The organism is Sphingosinicella sp. CPCC 101087, from assembly GCF_004151485.1.
Classification (GTDB): domain Bacteria; phylum Pseudomonadota; class Alphaproteobacteria; order Sphingomonadales; family Sphingomonadaceae; genus Allosphingosinicella.
Map to the genome: position 1 here is coordinate 1 of NZ_SBFF01000008.1, position 26,334 is coordinate 26,334.

Genomic DNA, 26,334 nt, shown 5'->3' on the forward strand with positions numbered 1-26,334 from the left:
GCGGCCGAGAAGATGGCGAAGCTGCTCTGGCTGTAGTCGGCGTTCACGGCGCCTGCGGAGTCGGTCCAATTGCTGGAACCGCCGCCCAGGCGCCAGGTGCCGCTGCCGCCGTCGACCAGGTCGTTGTTTTTCGGTCCGGCGCCGCCGTCCCAGAAGGTCAGCGACAGTCCGGCCGTGTTGACCAGATTGACCTGTCCGTCGACCGCGGTCTGCACCGAGACGCTGCTTCCCCCAGGCATCGAGCCGAGCTCGAGGCCATTGTCGGTCAGCGCGCCGCCATAGTTGAACAGGCGGTAGATACCCGGCCCGAAGCTTCCGCCCGGAGTCATCGCCACGTCGAGCGCCCCGTCGAGCACGAGGTTGCCGCCCACCTCCACCAGGTCGTTGAGCGCACCGCCCACGACGTTGGCGTCGCCGAGCTGGAAATCGAGCCGGCTCGTCTCGCTTAGGGTCAGAGCGCCGGCAATGGTGAGCGTCCCCGCACCGAGCATGCCGGGAGCGAGCGTGGCGCCGCCGGCAAGCTCGACGTCGTCGCCGATCGTGCCGATGCCGCCCAGCAGCGCGCCGCCCGCGACGCTCGTGAGACCCTGCGCGTCCGTCTGGTCGCCGTTGACGAACAAGCTGCCCGCGGCGACCGTGGTGGCGCCTTCGTAATCGTTGGCGCCGGTCAGGACGAGCGTCCCGGCGCCGGCCTGCGTGAGGCCGCCCGCACCCGTGATCGCGCCGTCCAGCGTCAGCGTGGTGCCGACGTCCGGCAGGAAGGTGCCCGCAACGGCCAACTCGACGGCGCGGCCGCTCGCGATGTCCGCGGTGCTGACGAGCCGCCCGCCGCCGAACGCGATGGCGCCGTCGGCGGCGCCGAGATTGGCGTCGCTCGAAATGCTGAGCGCGCCGACCTGGATCAGCGTGCCGCCGTCATAGGCGTTGGAGCCGGAAAGGACGAGCGTTCCGAGGCCGGTCTTGACCAGCCGCGTGCCGCCGACGAGCGCGCTCTCGATCGTCGCCGAATATCCGGCCCCCTCCGCCGTGCCGTCGCCGACATTGACGATCGCATCCGGCCCGGAAAGCGTCAGCGCGTCGCCAGTGATCACATAGCCGTCGCTGATGAACTGCATGCCCGAGGCGACGACCGCGCCCGGATCGTCGTCGACGGTCACCCTGCCCGTCGCCGCCGAGAAGATGGCGAACTCGCCGTCGTCGAACGCGCCGTTGAACACACCGGTGATGTCAGCCCAATTGTCGTTGCCGTCGGCATTCTGCCAGACGCCGTCGCCGCCATTGACCGCGCTGCCCTTCGGCCCGGCCTCGCCGTCCCAGAAGTTGAGCGTGAGACCCGCCGTGTTGACGAGGTTGACCTGCCCGGCGACCGAAGTCTGGACCGCCACGTCGGACCCGGCCGGCATGTCCCCGACCGCAAGGCCGGGACCGCCGAGAAGACCGTCATAGCTGAGCACGCGATACACGCCGACGCCGAAGTCCCCGCCCGGCGTCACCGTCACGTCGATCGTGCCGCCCAGGGTCAGATCGCCGCGCACGTCGACGAGATCGTTGAGCGGACCGCCGACGACGTTCGAGGCGCCGAACTCGTAGGAGAGCCGGGAGGTGCCGTCGAGCGACAGGCTGCCGTTGATCGTGAGGGTGCCGGGGCCGGAGGCGTCGCCCGGCGCCAGGAACGCCCCGCCGGCCAGGATCACATCCCCACCGATCCGGCCGACGCCGCCCAGCGTCGCGCCCGAAGCGACGTCGGTCTCGCCCATCGCCAGCGACTGATCGCCGTTGACCAGCAGCGTCCCGCCGTCGACCGTGGTCAGGCCGGTATAGCTGTTGCTGCCGGTCAGGATGGTGGTGCCGTCGCCGGCCTGGCGAACCGCGCCCGATCCGGAGATCGTCCCGGCGAAGACATATTCGTTCGAGCGGTTGAAGATCAGCGTGCCGCCATTGTCGACATCGCCGACGATGCTCCCGGTCGTGCCGCCGTTGCCGAGCTGCAGGGTGCCGCCGCCTAGAACGTCGCTGATGGTCGTTCCGCCGGTATAGCTGTTGTCGGCGGTGAGCGTCAGGATGCCCGTCCAGCCCTGGGTGAGCTCGCCGCTGCCCGAAATCGTGCCGCCGAAGATCACATCATCCGAGCGGGCGAACAGGAGTGAGCCGTTGTTGACGACATCGCCCAGGATCGAGCCGGTGGTGCCGCCATTGCCGATCTGGAGTATGCCCTCGGCGATGGTCGTTCCGCCGGTATAGCTGCTGTCGGCGACGAGCGCCAAGATGCCGTTGCCCTGCTTGGTGAGAGCCCCGGCGCCGGATATGGCGCCGCGGAGGTCAACGAAGGTGGCGTCGGCATCGATGGTTCCGTCACCCACGAGCTCGATGTTGCGGATCATCACCACGTCGGCGACGACGTGGAGCGTGCCGCCGTCGAAGCTCAGGCCGCCTGTAAACTCGCCGAGATTGGCGTTGCTCGAGATCTGGAGCGTGCCGCCGTTGATCGCGGTGCCGCCGGTATAGAGGTTGGTGCCGGTGAGCACGAGCGTGCCCGCATCGGTCTTCACGAGCCGCGTCGCGCCGCTCAGGACGGACTCGATCGTCGCCACGTAATTTGCGCCCGCTTCCGTGCCGTCCCCGACCCGAACGATCGACTGGAGGCCGGCTTGGCCGGGATCGTCGGCCAGCACGATGCCGCCGCCTTCGACGACATAGCCGTCCGAGGCGAACTGCATGCCCATCGCCTCGACCGGGCCGCTCGTGGTGTCGACGAGCACGGCGCCCGCGGCGCCCTGGAAGACGGCGAAGCTGGCAGCGGCGAATGGGCCGGCGAAGGTGCCGGTATCGTCCGTCCAGTTCTGGTCGCCCGCGGCGCGCCAGGTGCCGCTGCCGCCGTCGACCAGGCCGTTGGCACGCGCGCCGCCATCCCCGTCCCAGAAGCTCAGCGCCAGGCCGGCCGAATTGACCAGGTTGACCTGCCCGGCGATCGAGGTCTGGATGAAATGGTCGGGCGAGCCGACGTTGAGCCCGCCGTCGGTCAGCGTGCCGCCATAGCTGATGATCCGGTAGACGCCGGGACCGAACGTGCCGCCGGGCGGCTGGGTCACGTTGATCGTGCCGTCGAGCGTGAGGTCGCCGCCGACGACGATCAGGTCGTTGAGATCTCCGCCGACCTCGCCCGCCGCCCCGAAGTCGAACTCGAGGCTCGATAGGCCGTTCAGGGCCAGATCGCCCAGGATGGTCAGCGTGCCCGGGATGCCGCTGCCGCTTCCCGGAGCGATCGAGCCGAAGATATTAACCTGGACGTCCCCGCCGATGGTTCCGGCGCCGCCCAGTCTGCTGCGTACGGTGACGCGGCCGGTCGCGCCGGACTGGTCGCCGTTAACGATGAGCATCCCCGACAGGACGTCCGTGTTCCCGGTATAGGCATTGTTACCGGTGAGCACGAGCGTGCCGCCGAATTGCTTCTGCAGTCTGCCGCTGCCCGTGAGGGTTCCGCCATAGGTCTGGTCGGCCGAGTTGAGGAAGTCGACCGTCCCTTCGTTGCGGATGTCGCCTGTGATCGAACTGGCGGTCGTGCCATCGCCGATCGCCAGTCTCCCGGCCTCGACGACGACTCCGTCCGAGAAGTCATGGGCGCCCGTCAGTATCAGGCTGGCAGTGCCTTGCTTGGTCAGGCTTTCGAAGCCGCTGACGCTTCCCGAATCCAGGGTCGGGGGGGAACTGGCGTTGTTGACGACGACCCGAAGGTCGTCGACGCCGCCGCCGCCGTCGATCCGTGCGCCGCCGATCGTGGCGCCATCGTTGATGACCAGGCTGTCGTCGCCCAGGCCGAGGTTCAGGACCGAGCCGCCGGTCGCGAGCGTGCCGGTCAGGTTGACTGTGTCGCTGCCGCCGCCCAGGTCGCCGGCCGCGCGCAGCGTCGCCCCGCCGGCCACGTTGATCGTGCTCGCCCCCGCGTCGCCGGTCAGGCTTGCCGTACCGCCCAAGAATGCGCCCATGGTGGCATTGACGTTGAGGGTCGAAGTGCCGGCCATCGCGATGTCTTGGGTGGTGAGGGCGCCGTTCACGTTGAGCGTGCCGGCGCCGATCCTCGTCGTGCCGGCATTGTTGGCCGCGGTCAGCGTGGTCGTGCCGCTGCCGATCTGCGCGATCGTGCCCGTGCCGGTGATCGTCCCGTCAAAAGTGTAGCTGTTGTTCCGATTGAACGCGAGCGTGCCGCTGTTGGCGACGTTGCCGAGGATCGAGCCGGTGGCGCCGCCATTGCCGAGCTGCAGGATGCCCGCGCTAATCGTCGTCCCGCCCGAATAGAGATTGTCGCCGGTCAGGATCGTCGTGCCGGTGCCGGCCTGGGTGACGCCGCCCGATCCCTGAATGGTGCCGGCATAGGTCACCGTGTCCGAACGGTCGAAGCCGAGCGCGCCCAAGCCGGTCACGTTGACCGTGTTGCTGGTGATCGAGCCGGTGGTGCCGCCATTGCCGATGAACAATGTGCCGGCGTTGATGTTGGTCGGCCCGGTGTAGGTGCTGTTGCCGGTGAGATACCAATTGCCGGCATCGTTCTTGGCGACGGTCGTCGCGCCGCCCGTGCCGTCGGTGATGCTGACGCCCATGACGTTGACGCCGGTATTGGTGCCGCCCAGGGCGAAGATGCGCGTGCCGTTGCCCTGGAAGCCCATCGTGCCGGTATTGGTGAAGGCGATCGCGCCGGTGCCCGAGGATTCTATGAAGGTGACGCCAGTCTGGAGCGTGAACAGGCGGTTGGTTGAATCCCCGGCGCCGGTGTAGCGCAAGGTCGAACCCGAACCGATCACGAGATTGGCCGCATCCAGGGTCGAACGACCGATGCTGCTGGCAAGGCCGCCGTCCGCGAGCTTGTCGACGCTCAGAACGCCGCCGAGGATGGACGTTACGCCGGTGTACGTGCTGTCGGCGTTGCTGAGCCGCCAGGTACCGGCTTCGGCCTTGGTCAGCGAAGTGACGCCGCCGCCGTCCGCGTCGGTAAGCTGCGCCGCGAGGACATTGTCTCCCGTATTTGTTCCGCCCAGCGTCAGGGTCCGCGCGCCAGGACCGGCCAGCGTCACCGCAGCGGTACTGGTGAAGGCAACGGCGCCGGTTCCGGAGGCATTGATCCTGGCGCTGCCGCCGAGCGTGAACCGCCGGTCGGTGCTGTCGCCCGTGCCCGAATATTGCAACGCCCCGCCGTTGAGCACGAGGTTGGACGCGTCGTTGCTCGAAGCGCCGATCGAGCTGTTGGTCAGCCCATCGGTGAGGCAGCTGACGAAGAGTGTGCCGCTGTTGATCGTGGTCGAGCCGGTATAGCTGCTGCCGCAACCTGATAGACCCTGATTTTGACTGCCTGCCTTGACCAGCGACCCGCTTCCGCTGATCGTGCCGCCGTAGGTCCTGGTCTCGGTGTTCAGAAGGGTCAAGGTCGCGTCGCCGAGAGCGATATTTCCGCCGAGCAGACCGCCGCCGTCCAGGGCGCTGAACGTCGCGTCGAACCCGTTCAGGTCGAACAATGCGCCCGCGACATTGCTCATCAACAGGCGCCGGCCGTTGGTGAACGACGTGGCCGAACCGGATCGCAGGACGCCCGCTTCGACCCGTGTCTCGCCCGTGGAGCCGTTGGCGCCGGAAAGGACCAACGTGCCTGCGCCCCGCTTGATCAGCGCACCAGGTCCGGTGAAATCGCCGGTGAACTCCAGCACCGTACCGGCGTCGGCCACCTGTATGTAGCCGAAGCCCGCGGCCAGGGTGAAGCCGCGGTCGGTAACCTGGTCGGTGGCGACGGCCGTATAGTTCAGGATGCCGCTGTTCTGGATCACGAGATTGCTGGCGTCGCTACCGGACGCGCCGATCCCGCTATTCTCGCCGCCGTCCAGAATGCAGTCCGTGGTCAGGACTGATCCGCCGAGGGCTCCCGTAATGGTGGTGACGCCGGTGTAGCTGTTGCCACAGCCCGTCATCACCTGCGTGCCGTTGGTGTGGGTCACGTTGCCCGCGCCGCTGATCATGCCGGAGAATCCGGCGCTGGTGCTGTTGGCGCCGCCGATCGTCAGCGTGGTCGTGGCCAGCGAGCCGAGCGTCACGTCGCCATCGCCGTTCAGCGCCCCGATGCGGTTATTGTTGTCCGCAAGATCCAGAATGCCCCCGGCATTCACCATCATTCCACCGGTCGGGCTGCCGAAGACGTCGGTGCCGCCCGCCCGCAAAATGCCCTCCTGCACGACCGTGCCCGCGTGCAAGTTGGCGCCCGTCAGCACCAGCGTTCCGTCGCCGTACTTCTCGAGGTTTCCGCTGCCGAGGATCACACCGCCCACGGTCAGCGTGGTCGCCGCCGCGCTGACATCGATCCTGCCGGCACCGCTTTCGACCGTGAAGCCGCGGTCGATCTCGACATTTCCGCCGGTATATTGGAGGGTGCTGCCGTTGAGCAGCACGAGGTTGGCCGAGTCGCTGCTCGCGGCGCCGATCCCGCTGGTGGCCCCGCCATTCGCCAGATTATCGGTCGCCAGGATACCTGCTTCGATTCTGGTAATGCCGGTATAATCGTTGCCGGCGTTGGTCAGCGTCAGCGTCCCGTCGCCGATCTTGGTGAGCCCGGCACCGTCGGAGCTTGTGACTTGCCCGCCGAAGGTCAGGTTGGCCGCCGCGTCGGAGACGGAAATCGTGCCAGAGGTGGTGGAGCCCGAACGGGCCAGGGAGAACCCGCGATCGGAGATCGTCGTGCCGCCGGTATATTCCAGCGTCGCGCCCTGGATTATCAGGTTCGATGCGTCGGAGGTCGATCGGCCGACGGCGCTCGCGGTGCCGCCATTCTCGATCGAACTGACCGAAAGCGTGCCCTGGGCGATCGTGGTGGCCCCGGTATAGGTGTTGCTGCCGCTGAGGACGACCCTGCCTGCGCCGGCCTTGGTGAAGCCGATCGTGCCCGTATTGTCGACGATCTGCGAGGCTATTTCGAAGGTGCCGGCACCATTCTGCTGCACGCCGAGCACGCCGCCGCCCGACGAGCCGGTGATCGAGCCATCGGTGATGAGCTGGGTCCCGGTGGCCACGCTCGGGGCGACGATGATCGTGCCGTCGATGCCGAGCGTGGCCCCTGGGTCGATCTCGACCGTGGAATCCGCGTTGGCGGTATATTGCAGGCCCCCGATCTGGACGCTGCTGCCGACCGTCCCGAAATAAGCGGAGTCTGCGCTTCCCCCCGCGTCGCTCAGGATTTGATTGGCGGCCCAGGTGGAAGCGTCGTCGCTGTTCACATAGTCCGTATTGGTGAATGCGACGATGTTGCCGCCCTCGACCTTCGCATAATCGGTGCCGTTCACGGTCGCCCATCCGCCCAAGGCGCCGTCGGCATTGCTGGTCGTGATCGCCCCGGCCCCGGGAAGCACGAAATTGGCGAGACCGGCCGAGCGCGTGATGGCGCCCAGGTCGAGCGTCAGGTTGGCCGCAGTCCCGGTCGCCCGGATGATATTGTTCCCGCCGGTGATGGTGAGGCCGTCGAAGGTCTGGCTGTTGGTTTCTCCGGGGCCGCCCGTCACGCGAAGCTCGCCGCCGCTCATGAACAGCGCCGACTGATTCGAAATGAGATTGTCGGTGGGGCCGTCGGACGTCGCGGCGAAGTCGAGCGACAGAATGCCGCCGCCGATCGTCGTCACGCCCGTATAGGTACTGACGCCGGTGAGCGTCAGGTTGCCGGCGCCGAGCTTGGTGAAGCTGCCGGTGCCGGTGATGCTACCGGAATAGGTCCTGTCGACGCCCGTACCCAGGTTGACAGTAAGGTTCGCGCTGCCGAGCGCCAGCGTCCCTCCGGAGCCGTCAATCGATGTCAGGGAGAGGTTATTCCCATTGAGATCGAGCGTGCCGCCATTCACCGTGACGCTGGTGGTTGCGCCTAGAGCCGAAGCGGAGTCGGCGCGCAGCGTTCCGCTCTCGACGGTGATGCCGCCCGTATAGGTGTTGGTGCCCGAAAGCGCCCATGTGCCCGCGCCGTTCACGACCAGGCGGCCGGAGCCTGTAATGTCGCCCGAAATCGTATTCTCGCCCGCGGCGCTGCCGCCGAGCGTAAGCGTGTCGATGCTCGCCACGGGGTCGAACGTCACCGCGCCCGTGAGCGCGAGAGCTCCCGTACCATTGTTGAGCACGCTTGAATTGTTCGAAATCTCCCAGGTGCGATTGCTGCTGTCGCCGTCACCGCTATAGTCGAGCACGCCATTGTTTATCTCGATGTCGGCAAGCCCCGCGCCCGTATTGTCGTTCGTACCGAGGGAGCTGGCGGCGCCGCGATCGGCGAGGGTCGAGACCCTCACCGTCACCGTGCCGATGCTGTTGGCACCGGTATAGGTATTGGCTCCGCCGAGTGTGATCGTGCGCGCCGTGCCGCCTCCGGTATAGGAAACGGTCGCGGTGTTGGTGCCGCTGAGGGTGCCGGAGAGGACGAGATCCGCGCTCTCGGCGGAGAAGAAAGGGCTGCGCGGACCTCCTTCAAGAAATATGGGGCCGGTCAAGGCCAGGATGCCGGTGCCCGAATTGACCAGCCCCGCCGATGCGTTGGAGGAAGGCTGAATCCGGAATGTGCGGTTGGAGGTGTCGCCGGTACCGGTATAGCTATTCGTGCCCCTGAAGATGATGTCGCCGCTCGCTCCGAGCGAGCTCGCAACGCCCGTATTCCTGACGGATGTGAACCGGACCGTTCCGGCTGTGCCGAAGCCGTTCGTTATCGTCGTGCCTGTATAGGTATTGGCGTCGTTGCTCATCGTGACGCTCCGGAAGATCGAGAGCGTTCCGGTTCCCGTGAACAGGGCGGAACCGACGCCACCACCGCTGATCCTGGCATCGCCGTTGAGGTCGACTTCACGGCTGGTGCTCAGCGCGCCGATAGCCGTAAGGACGGTGTCGGCATTGAGCGTAACGGTGTTCGACGCAGCCCCCAGGGACGCGTCCGAGTCGACGGAAATCTCGCCGCCATTGACGACGATGCCACCAGTGAAGGTGCTCACGCCGGTCAGGCTGAGCGTCCCCGCGCCAGCCTTGGTCAGGCCCTGGGTGCCTGCGATGACGGAACTGATCGTCGAAGTGCCGGTGCTCACATTGATGGTCGGTGTCGAGCCGGCGAGCGTCAGCGTGTTTCCGGTAAGTGTATAGTTCGCGCTGTCGAAGGTGATGTTGTGGACGGTGATCGGCACGCTCAGGTTCACGATGCCCGCGGTCCCGGCGAAGATCGCGTTGTCCAGCTGCGCGTTCTGCCACGGCCGGTCGTAAAGACCGCCGGTGCCGTTTCCATCGGTGCTCCACCGCAGTGACGTCGTGTCCCAGGTGCCTGCTCCACCGGCTCCGGGCGCCGTGCTATTGGCGTCCCAATAGCGGTTTGCGTCCTGGGCGTGCGCGAGCGAGGGAAGGCTCAGCAAAGCCGCAAGCGATGCGCCGCAGAGCAGCCGCCTCGATGCGATTCCGATGCGGTCCTTGCGGCTGGCTTGCTTGCTCTTCTCGCTCACGCGCATTCCCCTCGACGCAACAGGACCTCGATCGGCGGACGCCGCGAGGTTGAGATGATCAGGATTGGATGGAGATTTGGCTCGGCCCGGCGGAGGAGCGCTGTCAGATCCGACATCATGCGCATGCGACGTCTGCCCACCCCGTTCATACGCCCCTCGCACCAGCAGTTCCGCCGACGCGAGCGCCGGGGATCATGCATGCGGCTCCACAAGACACCGTCCGGTGTCGCCCATTACTCGGCACGTTGACGTTGAAGTCCGGCCTCCGGAGAGGCAATATCGGATGACTACGGTATTTCGCACAAAATATCGAAGTCACTAACAATATAGAAACAAAAAAACTCAAACGCTTCTGGATAATTAAAGATATACTTGGTTAACGTTTCGTTAACGAAATGTAAAATTTTGTTTCATGACGTATGAAATGGTTGCCGGCGGTCGGCAATACTGGTCCAGGCGCGAGCCGTCAGCCGGGCCACGGCGCGGCGTCTGGTGACCGGCGCAACCACCTGCGAATCCAGGCGGCGCCTGGCGGATTTCGGATGCTGCTCGGCGGCGGCGAGACGGCTACGCTGGTGTCGAAGGATGGCTCGATTCACTGGCTCTGCTGGCCTCCCTTCATTTCGGACGCCTGCTTTGCGGCCCTGCTGGGACGCCGGACAACGTCGCTGTTGGATCGGTCCTGCCGGCGGTGCCGCTCGGATCACCCAGGCCTATGGCGGCGATACGCTGACCTGGAGACACCGATCGAGACGGACGAAGGTTCACCCGTCGTTACCGAATTCAAGCCAGTGCGGGGGTCGCTGAATTCGGACCTGACCCGGATTGTGATCGGCGAGCGCGGCACCGTCCGTGATCGCGCCGAAGACCGCATGCGCTGGACGGGCGGGCGGCTGACATGCCGGGAGCGTGCGCGCCTTGACCGACGTCAGGATCGAGCCAGCGCCCGGATCTTTCGCCAGAAGCACGATCGCCAGGATCGCTGGTAAGATACGCGCCGCCGGGCTTCATGTCCGGCGGCGAACATACTCATGTGTCAGTCTTGGTCTCAAATGGGCGCACGCTCCAAGACCGTGGGCGGCAGACCCGCCTTCATTTCTGCTGCGACATTGTGGGCTTCGTGCCGAGATCTTGTAGCTGGCTCCTGTCGAGAGGGCCCGCCCGTTCATGCTCGGGCCGGCCGAACAGGCGCTGGAAAAGGCCCGAGGGACAGCGGCGCTGAATGCGCCAAGAAGGTGCGCTCGCGCGCGAGCGCGCGGTTCGCGGAACCAACGGGATGCCTAGCGCCCGCCGCCGCCAAGGGCCAATCGCAGCGCGCGCCGCACCGACCACAGACCGAGGATCAGCATGGCGCCGAGAACCGCCAGATAGATGGGTCCTGCCGCCTCCATGGGGCCGTGCATCTGGCGATCGGCGGTTTCGACCAGCAGAACGAGCACGAGGCCGCAGAAGGCGCCCCATACCACGAGGTGCCCATAGGCTCCTTCACGGGGCGAGCGCCATGCAGCCCAAACCAACACCACGGCTATCGCGAGTTCGTCGAGCGCCATCGGAATGGACCGCCCGCTTCCCCAGAACCGTGCGATCTCGCCGGCCGAAATGGCGAACGCCATGACATATGCAAATCCGTTCAATGCTCGCATCGCGCCAACCTAGTCCGCTCAGGGTCCCCAGGGCAACTCGTCCCGCCGGCCACTGCCCGCCTCTGGATGCGGCGAGCTAAGCCCTGGCGGTCGCTGACGGCACAAGAGAGACCTTGTTGCGGCAGCCGCGACGCACGGAGTGCGCCTTCTTCATCCTCCGCGAGAAGGCGTCGAGGCTCGAACGTCGGCCCATGAAGGGCGGCTATCGGACGGCAGCAGCCGCATCATTGATCGCATTTTGCCCGCGCTCTGATCGCGATCGAGCCAAGACCGGAACGCCTGATCGGGCGCCCGGATCGCATCATGGCGCTGCTCGAGCGGGAATCGCGCCGTCTCGGCTAAGGTCAGAAGCTCGTTGTGGAGGCTTCGCAACGACAGGTTTCGGCTCATACGGCTGCTCTCATCGCTGATGAAGTTGCTGGTGCATATCGCTGCGCGGCTGACGGCGCTCGATGTGGCGAATGGAGGTTCCGCTACCCGCCACGCCTGGCCGGATGGCGTTCTTGGCCACCTTCTCTCAGCTCCTCCCGGGCATCACGAACATCTTGTTCCCTGCGGACATCATCCAATGGGAAGCCAGATCAACCCAGAGCGCTAAAGCGGAAACAATCGAGGTCGAGGCAATGCCTGTTGTTTCGTGAGCGATCCAATGAGGGGCCCGCACAACATTTGAGACCCTCTTAATTGCCGCACGACGATCTTGAGGGCGCTCCAAGCGCTTCTGCGACCCCTGCTTGTCGCGCAATCTCGGCGATTTCCTGTTCCCACCGGAGGAACCAAGCGCGCTTTTCCTCCTCCAGCTCGTACGTGTCATAGGTCCGCTCCAGCCCCTTCTTGACGTGATTGAGCATCGCCTCCGCCGTTTCATAGTCCACTTTGAGACGCTTGGTGTTCGATCGGGACGTGCGGCGAAAATCGTGCGGCGTGAATCGCTCGATGGGACGGCCGGCTAGTCGCTCCATCCTCTTCTTGACGCGATCGCGCGCCTTGTACCAGCAGCTGCGCGACCGCGGTTGGTCGAGCTTCGGCGCGGGAAACACCCATTCGCTGTTCGAGTGCATGAGCGCCCACCCCCACGGGCCGAGCGAGATGCGATGTTCCACCGAATTCTTGGTTCTGGCGGCGGGGATCGTCCACACGCCGTCAGCCAGCTCGTCCGACCGCGCCTCGCAAACTTCGGCCAGGCGAGCGGCGGTCAGCAGCCAAAGGACCATGCCGCGCTGATACTCGCGCTCTTCCTCTACGAGGGCCTCGAGGAACCACGCAATCTCCTGAAGCGCCAACCGCCGCGCGCGCGGCGTTTCCGGGAACCGAAGATCTCCGAGCCGACGTGAGGGATCGGCCTCCAATCCCACAGCGAGCCCACGCAGGGATGCGGTCCAGCCGAAAAAGACCTTGAGCTCGGCGGCGAGACGGTTCGCCCGCACCCTCGCCGTCTTTCCCTTCGCCTCGACCAGTTTGATGAGGTCGGCCTCAGTGACGTCGTAGATGATCTTCCGCCCGATCTTCGGGGCGATGTCCCGCCTGTAGATCTCCTCCTTGTCCGCAACGGTCCGGGGCTTGTTTGGGCGCTTGGCGCGCGAAGACCGGCCTTCGCGGACCGCCTCCATGTAAAGGTCATGCGCGCGATCGACGGTCATTGTCGCGAGGCGAAGCTCCTGCCGAGCCGCCTCGCGCGGATCTATCCCGGCGTCGATCTGCAGGTTGAGCGCATTTGCCCATTCGCGCGCATCGGCGATCGAGTAGGCCGGATAAAGGCCGAGGCTGAGCTTCACGATTTCTCCGCGGCCGGCGATCCGCCGCCGGTACAGCCATCTCTTCTTGCCGCTCGAGAGCACCTCAATCGAGAGGGCACCGGTTTTCGAATCGTCCAGCTTGCCACCCCTCAGATTGTCGATAAGTGCTGGAGTTAGCTCCCTTTTCCTTGCCTTTTTGGCCTGTCGAGGCCTGCGGTCGTTCGACGAATCGGGACACAAATCAGGACACAAATTGCGGCTATGCGAGACGAGCCCAGACGAGCTGGGTCGAACTCGGTCCAGCTCGATTACGTTGTGTTCTGAAGCGCTTGCGCGTGCGAGATTGCTTGCCATACCGACTCCAACGGGTCCTTCGGCAGAACAAAAATCGGGACACAAATCGGTACACAAGAGGCGTCGAATCCGGGCCAATTGAGGCGAACCGGATCCAACTGATCCATCAGTCGATCTGCGTGCAAGTCATTGTTCTAGGACCGAATCTAGAGGATTCGGTTGGCTGGGGCGGCAGGATTCGAACCTGCGAATGCCGGTACCAAAAACCGGTGCCTTACCACTTGGCGACGCCCCAGCAGAGCGGACGCGGCGGGCCTTATAGCTGCGAAGGGAGGTTGGGAACCCCCATCGGAACTCGGCGCGCGGGTGGAGCTAAGCTCCGATGGGGTAGGGCCGGACCCGGCGCGCGCCGGGACAGCCGCCCTGCCCCATCAAGCGTTCGGAATTCGCCGGTTGACCAGATCGATATAGTCCTTGCGGAGCTGCAAGCTGAGATCGCCGACCTCGAAATTCCACGGACCGGCCGAAGCGACCGGGGTGAGCTCGGCGGCGCTGCCGGTGAGGAAGAACTGCTCGAAGCTCTCCAGCTCCTCCGGCCAGATCGCCCGCTCGACCACCTCGATGCCGCGTCGCCGGGCGAGGTCGATCACCGTGCGCCGCGTGATCCCGTCGAGGAAGCAATCGGGCGTCGGCGTGTGGATCTTCCCGTCCCGGACGAAGAAGGCGTTGGCTCCCGTCGCCTCGGCCACCTGGCCGCGCCAATCGAACATCAAGGCGTCGTCCAGCCCCTTGTCCTGGGCCGCATGGCGCGCGAGCGTGCAGATCATGTAGAGACCGGCCGCCTTTGAGGCGGTCGGGGCGGTGTAGGGCGCCGGACGCCGCCAGGCGGAGATGTCGAGATTGATGCCCTTGCGCGCCGCCTCATCGCCGAAATAGGCGCCCCATTCCCAGGCCGCGATGGCGAGGTGGATCTTCGTGTGCTGCGCCGAAACGCCCATCTGCTCCGATCCGCGCCAGGCGAGCGGTCGCATATAGGCGTTCTCGAGCCCATTGGCGCGAAGCACCTCCCGGCACGCCTCGTCGATCTGCTCGACGCTCCACGGAATCTCGAAGCCGAGGAGCTCGGCGCTGCGCCTGAGACGCCGGCTATGTTCGTTCAGCTTGAACACCTCGCCGCCATAAGCGCGCTGCCCTTCGAAGACGGACGACGCGTAATGAAGTGCGTGGGTGAGGACGTGGACCCCTGCCTCGCGCCACGGCACCAGGGCGCCGTCGAGCCAGATCCAGCCATCGCGATCGTGGAAGTTGGGTAGGTCGGCCATGCAGAGCCGATACGGCGCTCGTTTCGGCCGGTCAACGGCGCCGGCATCGCTCCCATTTCGGGTGCGCTCCTTCATCGCTGGTCCGAAGGTCTGCTCGGCTCGTCGACTGCCATGCAACTTTACATGGACGCACCCGTTCCGATCCCTCCAGTGTTGCCGTCCAAGGGGATGAAGATGTTCCAGAAAGCTCTCGTACTTGCCACCGCCGCTTCGATGGTCGCGACTCCGGTGATGGCGCAGTCCGCGGTCTCTCCGCCGACCGCCGCTCCCGTGCAGCGCGCCGGCGCGAGCGTCGACGGCAACGAGCTGGCCGGCGGAAATCTCTTCGCTCCGGCGCTGGCCGCCTTGATCATCCTGCTCGGCATCCTCACCGCCACCGGCGTGATCTTCGACAATGACGGCGAGGATCCGGTCAGCCCCTGACGGCTGCGGAGCCTGCGCCTCAGCCCCGCCGCGCCTCCGCTGCCATTTCGTGGCTGCGGCGGCGTGACGCCTCCAGGGTTCGCGCCACGAGGTCGTTGAGGGAATCGCCGGCGTCCAGCACGTCGAGCCCGGCTTCGGTGGTGCCGCCGGGGCTCGCCACCCGTTGGGCGAGCCGGGCCGGCCCCTCCTCGGACCGCGCAGCCATGATCGCCGCGCCTTCGACCATCGCCGTCGCCAGCCGCCCGGCCTGGTCGTGCGGAAGTCCAAGCTGCTCGGCCGCCGTGCCCAACGCCTCGATGAAGCGGAACAGGAAGGCCGGTCCCGCGCCGGTCAGGGCGCCGCCCAGCTGGAAGAGCGACTCGTCGTCGAACCATTCGGCATGTCCGAGCGACGCCATCAGGCCCGTGACCATCGCCCGGGCGGCGACATCGGGGCTGTCGCTGAACAGGCCCACCACCCCCTTTTCGTAGCGAACGGGAAGGTTCGGCATTGCCCTGACGATCGTCCCGGGCGTCGGAAACCGTGCCCGTAGCGATTCCTGCTCCACCCCGGCGAGGATCGATACCAGGATCGTCTGAGGATCGAGGACCGGCGCCAGCTCCGGCGCGACCGCGTCGAGCTGGCGCGGCTTCATCGCCAGCAGCACGATCGCCGGCACCTCGTCCTCAGGGCATTCGGTGAGGACCCTGATCCCGTGCCCCACGGCACGGCCGCTCGGACGGACGACGCTGACATGGCTCGGATCCACGCCGGCGGCGATCCAGCCGTCCAGCATCGCCGAGCCCATATTGCCGCAGCCGATCAGCCAGAGCGGCCCGGGAAGGAGGGGATCGGCCATATCGAGATCCTGTGCGACGTGAATCGAAGTGGCCGGGAGACACCGGCCCGATGCTCCTAATGCGTTCAGGCGCAGGCTGGAACCCGCTGCGGCGCCCGCCGCACAATACCTCGACGGGGCGTGGCCGCTGCCAATGCAGGCATGGCCTGGAAGCGCCGGCGCGGCGGCTTAGGCCTCGCCCTGAGTCTCGATCAAAGCCGCCGCAATCGCCTCCTGGGGGGATTTGTCCGCCCAGAGCACGAACTGGAACACCGGGTAGAAGCGCTCGCATTCCTCGATCGCGGCCTCGACGAGCGTCTCGGCCTGCTGGAGGCTGAGCGTGCCGCCCTCGTCTCCTTCCAGCAAGGCGGCGTGGCGGAACAGGACCAGGCCCGAGGCCGACCACAGCTCGAAATGGCCGAGCCAGAGCTGCTCGTTGATCAGGCCGATCGTCTCGTAGGTCGCCTCGCGCTTGTCTGCGGCGACCCTGACATCGGGGAGCGCAAGAAACTGGAGGACATGATCTTCCTCGCGCCAGATCGCGCGCAGCTCGTACTGGGTCCAGCTGCCCTGGAAAGTCGAGACGATCTCGTCCTCCCCGTTGCGCTCGTAAACCCAGCCCAAGGCACTGTAATATTGCTCGAGCATGTCGATCGGCGCACTCGCGTCCCGCTCCAGCTCAAATTCGTCCATATTCATGAAGCGGTCCCCGGTCCTCTTCTGTTCCCGCGAATCTGCCTGTTGATGCTGCAAAGCGCAAGAAACAGCGCGGTTCCGGCATAAATTATCTGTGGATAGTCAGGCCGGCCGCGTATCTTCGCTGGCCGAGCCGACCTCGCTGGCTTCAGCGACGGGCGTCGCCGCCTTCGCGCCGACGGTCGCCTCGAGCGCTTCGATGCGAAGGCGTAGCACCTGATTCTCCTCCCGCGCCGCCGTCGCCAGCGCCCTGACCGCCTCGAATTCCTCGCGGCTGACCATGTCGAGGCCGCCGATCCAGTCGCGCGCGCGATCCTGCATCGCCGCCTGCGCCTCGCGGGTCATGCCGGCGATCGTTCCGGCGGCGCCGTTCATCACCTTGACGAAATCGTCGAACAGACGGTTCTGGGACTGCATATTCCTGCTCCTGGTCGGCCGATCGCTCGGGCTCAGAGCATGATATCGGTGCTCGACCGTTGCGGCGCAAGCACATCGGGGTCGGGGTTCATCTGCCAGATCGAGGCCGTGAGCAAGGCCGCGAAGCAGAGCCAGGCCAGATAGGGGACGAGCAGCCAGGCGGCGATGCGCCGAATCCACCACAGAAGCACGATCAGCACGACGGTGAGAAGGATCATCACCGCCACCAGCGCTAGGGCTCCGCCAGGCTGATGCAGAGCGAAGAAGAGCGGCGACCAGGCGTAATTGGCGGCGAGCTGGAGCAGGAAGATTGCGATCGCGGTCCCGCGGTGCCGTGCGCCGCGCGCGTGGAGCAGCATCGCCAGCGCCAGACCAAGCAGGATGTAGAGGACCGTCCAGGCGGCGCCGAACATCCAGCCAGGCGGCATGAAGGCGGGCTTCGCCAACGCATCGAACCAGGGATTGCCGTAGCCGGATCCGGACACCCTCCCGGACAAGATGCCGAGCAGCAGCACCAGCGGCACTGTCACCAGCGCCCAGCGCAGCAGGCTCAGCCGCAGCTGCGACCGTGAAGCAAGTCCCGTCATCCGCTCAGGATCCTTTCACTCCGCCGGAGCCGGCTGCGCCGGATCCGCCAGCTGGCTCTCCAGCTTCCGGGTGACCGCCAGCGGCGAGCCGGTGAACCGGGCCAGCCGCGAATAGAGCAGCGGGATCAGGAACAGGGTGATGAGCGTGGAGATCGACACGCCCCACACGATCACCGTGCCGATGGTCGCCCGCGCCGATGCGCCGGCGCCGGTGGCGATCATCAGCGGCACCGCGCCGGCCGCCGTCGCGATCGACGTCATGAGAATCGGCCGCAGCCGCCGCCGCGAGGCTTCCCGAATGGCTTCGCCGATGTCCCGGCCCGCATCCCGCAACTGATTGGCGAACTCGACGATCAGGATCCCGTTCTTCGCCGCCAGACCGACCAGCATGACGAGGCCGACCTGGCTGTAGAGGTTGATCGTATGGCCCATGATGGCGAGGCCGATCGCGCCGCCGGCGACGGCGAGCGGCACGGTGCTGATGATCACCGCCGGATGGACGAAGCTCTCGAACTGGGCGGCGAGCAGCAGGTAGACGACCAGGATGGTGAGGGCGAAGACGAAATAGATCGACCCGCCGGATTCCCGCAGCGCCTGGCTCTCGCCGCGATAGCCGACGGCGATCACCTCGGGGGCGGCGGCGGCCTGCTGCTCGAGGAACTCCAGCGCGTCGCCGAGCGGATAGCCGGGCGCAAGGCCGCCGGACAAGGTGATGGCACGCAGCTTGTTGAACCGGCCGAGATCGCGCGCCCCGGCGCTTTCGCGCACGGTGACCAGGTTGGACAGCGGGATCAGGGCCCCGGTGCGGCTGCGCACATAGATGGAGGCGAGGTTCGCCTCGGTCGCGCGCGCCTGGGCCTCGGCCTGGACGACGACGCGATACTCCTCGCCGCGGTCGATATAGGTGGAAACCCGCCGCGATCCGAGCAGGCTCTGCAGCGCCTGGCTGACGGCCTCGACCGACACGCCGAGATCTCCGGCACGCGCCGTGTTCACGTCGATGCGCAGCTGCGGCTTCGTTTCCTTATAGTCGCTGTCGAGATTGACGATGCCCGGATTGCTCGCGGCCGCGGCCAGGATCCGGTCGCGGGCGCGGGCGAGATCCTCATAGGTCGCGCCGGCGATGACGAAATTCAGCGGCTGCCCGCGTCCCCGGCCGAGCGAGGAGCGGACCTGGGCATTGCCGCGCACGGCCGGCACTTCGGCCAGGATCTCGTTGATTTGGCCGACCACGTCCGCGGTCGTCTCCTCGCGATCCTCCCACGGCTTCAGAAAGATGGTGACGGCGCCGCTGTTGAAATCGTCGCTCTGGCCCCAGCCGCCGGGCGTTCGGGTGATGACGGAACGGACCGCGCCGCCCTCGAGCAGCGGAAGCACTCGGGCCTGCACGTCGGCCATGTAGCGGTCCATCTCATCATAGCCGGTTCCCTCCGGCGCCGAGAGATTGGCGCTGAGAATCCCGACATCCTCCGCCGGCGCCAGCTCCGAGTGCAGCGTCGCGAACACGGTTCCGGCGGCGGCAAGGAAGAGGCCGACGATGATCAGCGGCACGAGCGGCCGGCGCAGCACGGTGTCGAGCAGCCGCGCATAGCGTTCCTCGAGCCCGCGAAAGCGCGTGTCGATCCAGGAGGAGAAGCCCCTGCGCTCCTCGTGGCGAAGCAGCTTGGAGCAGAGCATCGGCGCCAGGCTCAGGGCGAAGAAGCCGGAGAAGGCGACGGCGCCGATCATCGCCGCGGCAAGCTCGCGGAACAGCAGCCCGGTCTGGCCGGCGATGAACATGATCGGGACGAACACGGCGCACACGACGAGCGTGGTCGACACGATCGCGAAGCCGACCTGGCGCGTGCCCTCGAACGCGGCCTTCAGCGGCGGATCGCCTTCCTCGATCCGGTGATAGACATTCTCGAGCACGACGATCGCGTCGTCGACGACGATTCCGATCGACAGGACGAGCGCGAGCAGGGTGAGGAGGTTGATCGAGAAGCCGAACAGCCAGAGCACCGCGAAGCTGGCGAGCAGGCACAAGGGGACGGTCACTGCCGGGATCAGGGTCGCGCGCCAGCTCCCCAGGAAGAGATAGATGACGAGGACGACGAGCACCGCCGCCTCGGCCAGCGTCACCCACACCTTTTCGATCGCCCGGTCGATGAACTGGCTGTCGTCCGATCCGATGACGATCTCCATGCCTTCGGGCAGGGTGGGACGCAGCTCGTCGGCCGTAGTCTTGGCGGCTTGGGCGACCGCGAGCGTGTTTGCGCCGGACTGGCGCACGATGCCGAGGCCGACCGCCGGATTTCCGTTCAGGCGGAAGGCCGTATAGGGATTTTCCGGCCCCTGCTCGACCCGCGCGACGTCGCCGAGCCGAACCTGATAGCCATCCTGGCCGCGGCCGACGACCAGACCGGCGAAATCGTCGCGGGTGCTGAACGGCCGGTCGACCCGCAAGGTGACGTTCTGCTGCTGCGATTCCAGCCGGCCCGCGGGCAGCTCGACATTTTGCCGCCGTAGCGCCGCCTCGACATCGGCCGGAGTCAGGCTGAACGCCGCGAGCCGCTCCGGCTGCAACCAGACGCGCATCGCCGGCCGAGCCTCGCCGCCGATAAAGACCCGCGCGACCCCGTCGATCGACGAGAAGCGATCGACCAGGTTGCGGTCGACATAGTCGCTGAGCTCCAGCGGCGACCAGCCTGGCTTGGAGATGACCAGGAACATGATCGGCGAAGCGTCCGCATCGACCTTGCGCACCTCGGGCGCCAGCGCCTCGTCGGGCAGGTCGTCGGCGACGCTGCCGACCCGGTCGCGCACGTCGTTGGCGGCCGCGTCGACGTCGCGCCCGGGAGCGAATTCGAGGGTGATGTCGGATTCGCCGTCCTGGGAGCGCGACGAGATCGTCTGCAGGCCTTCGATTCCGGCGAGCTGATCCTCGATTACCTGGGTGACGCGAGTCTCGATGACGCTTGCGGCCGCGCCTATGTAACGCGTCTCGACCGAGACGATCGGGGGATCGACATCCGGATATTCGCGCACCGACAGGCTGAAAAATCCGACGATTCCGACCACCGCCACCAGCATCGCCAGCACCGCCGCGAAGACAGGCCGCTTGACCGAGAGATCGGAAATCTGCACCGGCTCAGCCTCCTTCCGGCGTGGCCGCGCCGGCCGCTGGCGCCTGTGCCCGCTGGACGTCGGGCGCACCTGCAAGGCGGACGGCCACGCCGTCGGTTACCTTGACCACGCCTTCGGTGATCACGCGCTGCCCCGGCCGCAGCCCGCCGAGTATCTCGACTCGGCCGCCGAACCGGATCCCGGTGCGCACCAGCGTGCGGCGCGCCACGCCCTCGCCGTCGACCGTATAGACGAAGCGTTGGTCTCCCTCGCCGATCACCGCCAGTTCGGGAACCGACAGCGCCATGCGCGGCGAATTCTCGATGGTCACGGTAAGCAGCATGCCCGGCCGCAGCCGGCGGTCCGGATTGGGCAGGCGCGCCCGGACCATGACGGCGCGGGTCGCCGGGTCGATCACCGGATCGATGGTATGGATCTGCCCTCGGAAAACCTCGCCCGGATAGGCATCCGAACGCGCCTCGATCGGCTGGCCGGGCTGCAGCGCCGAGAGCATCGTCTCGGGCACCGTGAAGTCTAGCTTGATCGTGCTGACGTCGCTGATCGTCGCGATCTCGGTTCCCTGGCTGGCAATCGCGCCGACGGAGATATTCCTCAGCGAGACCCAACCTGAGAAAGGCGCGCGAATCACGCGTTCGCCGATCTCGGCGCGCACGCCCTGCGCCTGCGCCTGCGCCGCTGCGGCAGCCGCGACCTGGGCGTCGTAGTCGGCGCGGGTCGCGAACCCGCGATCCTTCAGTTCAGCGATCCGCTCCAGCTGCTGCTCCGCCTCGCGCGTCCGCGCCTGAACCTCACGCAATTGGGCGCTCTGCTGGGCCTGCTGCAGGACGGCGATCACCTGCCCTCGTCGAACATAGCCTCCGTCGTCGAAATTCAGCCGGACGATGCGCTCGGTGACGGGCGCCGAGATCGTCACCTGCTCGTTGGCGCGCGCGGTCCCGACGGCATCGATCCTGTCGGCGAATCGCACGGTCGTCGCCGGCTCGGCCTTGACCAGAGGCGGCGTCCTGTCGCCATCATTCTCGGCCTCCCCGGTGCCGCAGGAGGCGATGAAAAGAGCGGAAATGACGACCAGAAGAGGGAGCTTGCGCATCGCAGAGCTGCTCATGCCGAAAATCACGCGCTTGTCGAGACGACGTTTGTATCAAATTGTCGTTGTGGCGGGACGCTTTAGGGCTGCCAGCAGAAACTCGACATTCCCTTCCGGGCCCGTGATGGGACTTTGCGTCACCCCGATGACGGTCCAACCGCGCGATCCGATCCAATTCGCCGCGCCTTCGCACACCCGCCGGTGTACCTCGGGATCGCGCACGACCCCGCCTTTTCCGACCTCGCTACGCTCGGCTTCGAACTGCGGCTTGATCAGGGCGATCAGGCGCGCCCCGACGCCGGCAAGGTCGATCGCCGCATCGAGAACCTTGGCCAGGGAGATGAAGCTCGCGTCGCAGACGACGAGGTCGACCGGTTCGGGGATGATGTTGCAATCGAGATAGCGGGCATTGGTCTTCTCATGGACGATCACGCGCGGGTCCTGACGCAGCTCCCAGGCGAGCTGGTTGGTGCCCACGTCCACCGCATGAACCTTGGCTGCGCCGCGCTGGAGGAGCACGTCGGTGAAACCTCCCGTCGAAGCGCCGACGTCGAGCGCCGTCGCCCCGGTCACGTCCCAGGCGAAATGATCGAGCGCATGGGCAAGCTTGATTCCGCCGCGCGATACCCAGGGATGGTCCTTGCCGCGCACCTCGATCGGCGCCTCGGCGGGCAGCGCCTGCCCGGCTTTGTCGATCTTGCGCTCGCCGGAAAAGACCAGGCCCGCCAGGATCAACGCTTGCGCCCGCGCCCGACTCTCCACCAGCCCCCGGTCGACGAGCATCTGATCGGCCCGCAACTTGGTCATGGTTTCGGCGGCGATCCGAACTGGCCCGCGGCTGATACCGGCCTGGAACTGATCTCGCTCTCCACCTCTCGCATGCTGGTGATCCTTCGCGTGCTTGCGTCCTCGTGTGGGATCTAACAGCTCGGCCGCACCCGCGAAATGGCACGGAACGGGGTGATTCAAACGGCACATTCTGTGCGCTATCGTACAAAGTTTGCTCGGTAGTAGAATGACTTAATTGCAATTGCAGGCGCAAGTTCCCACATCCAGAAGGCTCGAGAGCAGGGGGCGCAAATCGAGCAGGCTCCGCCGCTTTCCCCCCTTTTGCGGCGGAGCCTTCCCCCCGCCCGATCCCGTCAGGCGGCGCGCAATTGGTGCCACGGCCCGCTGATCGCCAGCGTGCGACCGGGCCGATAGACGTTCACGAACAGGGTCTTCCCGTCGGGCGAGAAGCAGGCGCCGGCCAGCTCGGTGTCCCAGTTGAGCCGCGCCAGCGTGTAGAGCCGCCCTTCGGGCGTGACCCCCTTGAGATGGCAGGGGGCGTCGTCCGCACGGTCCTCGCACACGATGAGATGTCCCCACGGTGCCACCGTCACATTGTCGGCATAGTCCAGCACCTTGGAATCGGCCGATTCGACGAACAGGTGGAGCCGTCCCGGCGCCGCCGCCTCTCCGGCTCGTCCTTCCTGAGGACTCGGCACGTAGCGGAAGATCTGGCCGAGCCGCGCCGCTCCGCCCGACGTGCAGCAGAAATAATAGACGCCCTCGCCGCGATGGATTCCCTCGCCGCGCGCGAAGATGGCCGCGCCGGCCGTCTGGCCGCGCCCGCGCAGGTCGTCCGCGGGGCTCTCCGGCTCGTCCATGTCGATCCAGCGGACGTCATGGGTGCTTCGGGGCGCCACCGTCACCGCATTCCAGTTGCGCGTATCCGCGCCGGCAAGGTCGCGAATCGCCAGCGCCTGCAGGCGTCCCGGCCCGTCCAGCGCGCCGGGCCGCTCCGGCACGAAGCGATAGAAGAGGGAATCCTCCCGATCCTCGGTCAGGTAGACGATGCCGGTAGCAGGATCGACCGCCGCCGCCTCGTGCCGGAAACGGCCGAGGCCGCGCAGCGCCACCGGTCGGACCAGGCCGCGGTGGCTGGCGGGCACATCGAAGACCCAGCCATGATCCTCCGAAACGTCGCCGTCGCGGGAGGTATTCTCCTCGCAGCTCAGCCAGCTTCCCCAGGGGGTCGGCCCGCCGGCGCAGTTCACGATCGTGCCGGCAAGGCTGAGATATTGCTGCTCGCGCCGTCCGCTCGCCATGTCGTAAACGATGGTCGAGGTGCCGCCCGGGAGCGGGCGCCCGTCGGCGTCGCGGCCATAATGCGGCTCGCCTCGCAGCCGGTCGATCAAGGCCGGCCGACCGCCGGTCGGACCGACATCGATCATCGAGGCGTGCAGCTCGTGATTGCGGATCAGGGCGACGCGGCGCGCATCGAGCGGGAAGCAGGCCATGCCGTCGAAGCTATCCGGGGCGAAATAGCCATCGTCCATGACCTCGCCGGCGCTCGACACCAGCGAATAAGAAAAGCCCGGCGGCAGGTCGAACATGCCGGCGGGATCGCGGGTAAGGTCGCCATAGCCCGGCACCTCGTTTCGATAGCTGCTCTCCCCTTCCTGCGCGAAACTCCGGCGGGCCAGCCCCGCAAAGGCGATCGCGGCAAGGGAGGAAGCGGTGAAGGTTCGGCGGTTCAGCATGACGGCAATCCCAAAAAGGCTTCGGCGCTCCTAGAACCGGATTTGTGACGCTTCAAAGACGCCGGGGTCTCGTCCCGGTCTCTTTCATCCCCACGCAACCCGAATCCCCGCTTCGATGCAGCCGCGCGGGTCGGGAAGCTGGATCCCGCTTGCACGGGAGTGATGCAGGGAGCCCGCCTTCGGGTCCGCTCTAGGCCCGAGCCCCCTCGATCACCCCGGTGCTGTTGTGGCGCAGCGCCTTCAGCACCGTTTCGACGATTCCGTCGGCGTCGAGGCCGGCCTCGGCATATTGCTTCTCGGGCTTGTCCTGGTCCTGGAACCGGTCGGGAAGGCGCATGGTGCGCAGTTTCAGCCCGGAATCGATCAGCCCCTCGTCGCTCGCCAGGGTGAGAATGTGGGCGCCGAGGCCCCCGATCGCGGCTTCCTCGATCGTCACGCAGACTTCGTGCGTGGATGCGAGCCGGCGGATCAGTTCTTCGTCGAGCGGCTTGGCGAAGCGCATGTCGGCTACCGTGGTGGAAAGGCCGCGGCCGTCCAGCCGGTCGGCCGCTTTCTCTGCCTCCGCCAGGCGCGTTCCCAGCGACAATATGGCGACCTTCTTCCCTTCCCGAATGATTCGGCCCTTGCCGATCTCGAGTCGCTCGGGAACTTGCGGAAGCGGCACCCCAACGCCGTTGCCGCGCGGATAGCGCACCGCGCTCGGGCCGCTGTCGTGCAGCGCCATGGTGTGAACCATATGAACCAGCTCGGCCTCGTCGGCGGCCGCCATGACGACGAAGTTGGGCAGGGTGCACAGATAAGCGAGGTCGAAGCTGCCCGCATGGGTCGCGCCGTCGGCTCCGACGAGGCCGGCCCGATCCATTGCGAAGCGCACCGGCAAATTCTGAATGGCGACGTCGTGGACGACCTGGTCGTAGGCGCGCTGCAGGAAGGTCGAGTAGATCGCGCAGAAAGGCCGGTAACCCTGGGCGGCGAGGCCGGCGGCGAAGGTCACCGCATGCTGCTCGGCGATACCGACGTCGAAGGTGCGGTCGGGGAAGCGTGCGCCGAACTTGTCGAGGCCGGTGCCGGACGGCATGGCCGCGGTTATCGCCACCACTTTGTCGTCGCGCTCCGCTTCGGCGGTCAACGCCTTCGCGAAGACGGCCGTATAGCTCGGCGGTCCCGGCTCGGCCTTGGCCTGGGCTCCGGTGATGACGTCGAACTTCTGGACGCCGTGATATTTGTCGGCCGCCGCCTCGGCCGGGGCATATCCCTTGCCCTTCTTGGTGACGACATGGACCAGCATCGGTCCTTCGTCGGCGTCGCGCACATTCTCCAGGATCTTGACCAGCGCCTCGACATTGTGCCCGTCGACGGGCCCGACATAATAGAAGCCGAGCTCTTCGAAGAGCGTTCCGCCCGTGGCCAGGCCGCGGGCATATTCCTCGATCTTGCGCGCCGCCGAATGGAGGCCGTCGGGCAGCTTGCGCGCGAAGCGCTGGGCCAGGTGCCGGACGGTCAGATATTTGTTCGACGAGACCAGGCGGGCGAGATAGTGGGAGAGGCCGCCGACCGGCGGCGCGATCGACATGTCGTTGTCGTTGAGGATCACCACCAGCCGGTTGCCGGCCTGCTCGGCATTGTTCATCGCCTCATAGGCCATGCCGGCGGACATCGCGCCGTCGCCGATCACCGCAATGGCCTTGCCCGGGACGTCGGAGAGCTTGTTGGCGATGGCGAAGCCCAGAGCGGCGGAGATCGACGTCGAGCTGTGCGCCGCCCCGAACGGGTCATATTCGCTCTCGCTGCGCTTGGTGAAGCCCGACAGGCCGCCGCCCTGGCGGAGCGTGCGGATGCGGCTGCGTCGGCCGGTCAGGATCTTGTGCGGATAGGCCTGGTGGCCGACGTCCCAGATCAGCCGGTCGCGCGGCGTCTCGAACACGTAATGGAGCGCTACCGTGAGCTCGACCACGCCAAGTCCCGCGCCGAGATGCCCTCCGGTGACCGAAACCGCCGAAATCATCTCGGAACGAAGCTCTTCGGCGAGCTGGCGAAGCTGGTCGGGCTCCAGCTTGCGCAGCTGCTCCGGCGTCTCGACCGTGTCGAGGAGCGGGGTCTCGGGATGTTCGGCCATTCTCTTCCTCATTGGCGCCCTACATAAGTCGGCGCCGGGGCGAAGTCGAACCGAAAGGCCGTG

15 protein-coding genes and 1 tRNA gene are annotated in these 26,334 nt (G+C 66.5%); 2 read left to right on the plus strand and 14 right to left on the minus strand.

Features of this window, described 5'->3' with window-relative positions:
• On the minus strand, positions 1 to 9,482 hold a 9,482-nt coding region (locus tag EKM57_RS13155), incomplete at its 3' end, for an autotransporter-associated beta strand repeat-containing protein (protein ID WP_165357412.1).
• 419 nt (positions 9,483 to 9,901) lie between these two features.
• Between EKM57_RS13155 and EKM57_RS13160 the strand changes: the two genes are divergently transcribed.
• Positions 9,902 to 10,471, plus strand: a complete 570-nt coding sequence (locus EKM57_RS13160; protein WP_371414143.1) for a trehalase-like domain-containing protein — start codon at positions 9,902 to 9,904, stop codon at positions 10,469 to 10,471.
• A 291-nt stretch (positions 10,472 to 10,762) separates the two neighbouring features.
• Here the strand turns inward: EKM57_RS13160 and EKM57_RS13165 are convergent, their stop codons facing one another.
• The 4 genes from EKM57_RS13165 to EKM57_RS13180 all read right to left on the minus strand — a co-directional run bounded on the left by EKM57_RS13165 (position 10,763) and on the right by EKM57_RS13180 (position 14,477).
• A complete protein-coding gene (locus tag EKM57_RS13165) occupies positions 10,763 to 11,095 on the minus strand; it encodes a hypothetical protein (protein WP_129792977.1) in 333 nt (110 codons plus the stop codon).
• 710 nt (positions 11,096 to 11,805) lie between these two features.
• The gene (locus tag EKM57_RS13170; protein ID WP_129792978.1) at positions 11,806 to 13,215 is read right to left on the minus strand and encodes an integrase arm-type DNA-binding domain-containing protein; all 1,410 of its coding nucleotides are present in this window, start codon (positions 13,213 to 13,215) and stop codon (positions 11,806 to 11,808) included.
• Between the two features lie 160 nt (positions 13,216 to 13,375).
• A tRNA-Gln gene (locus EKM57_RS13175) sits at positions 13,376 to 13,450 on the minus strand.
• Positions 13,451 to 13,586: 136 nt separating this feature from the next.
• Positions 13,587 to 14,477 (minus strand): branched-chain amino acid aminotransferase, encoded by an 891-nt coding sequence (locus EKM57_RS13180; RefSeq protein ID WP_129792979.1) that lies wholly within the window; start codon positions 14,475 to 14,477, stop codon positions 13,587 to 13,589.
• Positions 14,478 to 14,651: 174 nt separating this feature from the next.
• Here EKM57_RS13180 and EKM57_RS13185 point away from each other — a divergent pair, with 174 nt between their 5' ends.
• Complete coding sequence (locus EKM57_RS13185; protein ID WP_129792980.1) at positions 14,652 to 14,900, plus strand: hypothetical protein; 249 nt, start codon at positions 14,652 to 14,654, stop codon at positions 14,898 to 14,900.
• Positions 14,901 to 14,919: 19 nt separating this feature from the next.
• On the opposite strand, the gene EKM57_RS13190 is transcribed toward EKM57_RS13185, so the two are convergent.
• The 9 genes from EKM57_RS13190 to dxs form a co-directional block, all read right to left on the minus strand.
• Positions 14,920 to 15,738, minus strand: a complete 819-nt coding sequence (locus tag EKM57_RS13190) for a pyrroline-5-carboxylate reductase (RefSeq protein ID WP_129792981.1) — start codon at positions 15,736 to 15,738, stop codon at positions 14,920 to 14,922.
• A 168-nt stretch (positions 15,739 to 15,906) separates the two neighbouring features.
• Positions 15,907 to 16,416 carry a YbjN domain-containing protein gene (locus tag EKM57_RS13195; protein ID WP_129792982.1) on the minus strand — a complete coding sequence of 170 codons (510 nt, stop codon included), beginning with the start codon at positions 16,414 to 16,416 and terminating at the stop codon, positions 15,907 to 15,909.
• 99 nt (positions 16,417 to 16,515) lie between these two features.
• Entirely contained in the window at positions 16,516 to 16,830 is a 315-nt protein-coding gene (locus tag EKM57_RS13200; protein WP_129792983.1) for an accessory factor UbiK family protein, read from the minus strand.
• A 32-nt stretch (positions 16,831 to 16,862) separates the two neighbouring features.
• The gene (locus EKM57_RS13205) at positions 16,863 to 17,417 is read right to left on the minus strand and encodes a TspO/MBR family protein (protein ID WP_129792984.1); all 555 of its coding nucleotides are present in this window, start codon (positions 17,415 to 17,417) and stop codon (positions 16,863 to 16,865) included.
• A gap of 15 nt (positions 17,418 to 17,432) precedes the next feature.
• A complete protein-coding gene (locus EKM57_RS13210; protein ID WP_129792985.1) occupies positions 17,433 to 20,543 on the minus strand; it encodes an efflux RND transporter permease subunit in 3,111 nt (1,036 codons plus the stop codon).
• 4 nt (positions 20,544 to 20,547) lie between these two features.
• Positions 20,548 to 21,633 carry an efflux RND transporter periplasmic adaptor subunit gene (locus EKM57_RS13215; RefSeq protein ID WP_129792986.1) on the minus strand — a complete coding sequence of 362 codons (1,086 nt, stop codon included), beginning with the start codon at positions 21,631 to 21,633 and terminating at the stop codon, positions 20,548 to 20,550.
• A gap of 51 nt (positions 21,634 to 21,684) precedes the next feature.
• Positions 21,685 to 22,437 (minus strand): TlyA family RNA methyltransferase, encoded by a 753-nt coding sequence (locus EKM57_RS13220; RefSeq protein WP_129792987.1) that lies wholly within the window; start codon positions 22,435 to 22,437, stop codon positions 21,685 to 21,687.
• A gap of 335 nt (positions 22,438 to 22,772) precedes the next feature.
• Positions 22,773 to 24,155, minus strand: a complete 1,383-nt coding sequence (locus tag EKM57_RS13225) for an alkaline phosphatase PhoX (protein ID WP_129792988.1) — start codon at positions 24,153 to 24,155, stop codon at positions 22,773 to 22,775.
• 190 nt (positions 24,156 to 24,345) lie between these two features.
• Positions 24,346 to 26,271 (minus strand): 1-deoxy-D-xylulose-5-phosphate synthase, encoded by a 1,926-nt coding sequence (gene dxs, locus EKM57_RS13230; protein WP_129792989.1) that lies wholly within the window; start codon positions 26,269 to 26,271, stop codon positions 24,346 to 24,348.
• Positions 26,272 to 26,334 lie beyond the last annotated feature (63 nt).

What these genes read in the sequence shown, in the direction of transcription:
- EKM57_RS13160 (WP_371414143.1), top strand. Translation starts at nt 9,902, where the DNA reads ATGAAATGGTTGCCGGCGGTCGGCAATACTGGTCCAGGCGCGAGCCGT.
- EKM57_RS13205 (WP_129792984.1), bottom strand. Translation starts at nt 17,417, where the DNA reads ATGACGGGACTTGCTTCACGGTCGCAGCTGCGGCTGAGCCTGCTGCGC.
- EKM57_RS13190 (WP_129792981.1), bottom strand. Translation starts at nt 15,738, where the DNA reads ATGGCCGATCCCCTCCTTCCCGGGCCGCTCTGGCTGATCGGCTGCGGC.
- EKM57_RS13200 (WP_129792983.1), bottom strand. Translation starts at nt 16,830, where the DNA reads ATGCAGTCCCAGAACCGTCTGTTCGACGATTTCGTCAAGGTGATGAAC.
- EKM57_RS13225 (WP_129792988.1), bottom strand. Translation starts at nt 24,155, where the DNA reads ATGCTGAACCGCCGAACCTTCACCGCTTCCTCCCTTGCCGCGATCGCC.
- EKM57_RS13220 (WP_129792987.1), bottom strand. Translation starts at nt 22,437, where the DNA reads ATGACCAAGTTGCGGGCCGATCAGATGCTCGTCGACCGGGGGCTGGTG.
- EKM57_RS13195 (WP_129792982.1), bottom strand. Translation starts at nt 16,416, where the DNA reads ATGAATATGGACGAATTTGAGCTGGAGCGGGACGCGAGTGCGCCGATC.
- EKM57_RS13185 (WP_129792980.1), top strand. Translation starts at nt 14,652, where the DNA reads ATGTTCCAGAAAGCTCTCGTACTTGCCACCGCCGCTTCGATGGTCGCG.
- dxs (WP_129792989.1), bottom strand. Translation starts at nt 26,271, where the DNA reads ATGGCCGAACATCCCGAGACCCCGCTCCTCGACACGGTCGAGACGCCG.
- EKM57_RS13165 (WP_129792977.1), bottom strand. Translation starts at nt 11,095, where the DNA reads ATGGCGTTCGCCATTTCGGCCGGCGAGATCGCACGGTTCTGGGGAAGC.
- EKM57_RS13170 (WP_129792978.1), bottom strand. Translation starts at nt 13,215, where the DNA reads ATGGCAAGCAATCTCGCACGCGCAAGCGCTTCAGAACACAACGTAATC.
- EKM57_RS13215 (WP_129792986.1), bottom strand. Translation starts at nt 21,633, where the DNA reads ATGCGCAAGCTCCCTCTTCTGGTCGTCATTTCCGCTCTTTTCATCGCC.
- EKM57_RS13180 (WP_129792979.1), bottom strand. Translation starts at nt 14,477, where the DNA reads ATGGCCGACCTACCCAACTTCCACGATCGCGATGGCTGGATCTGGCTC.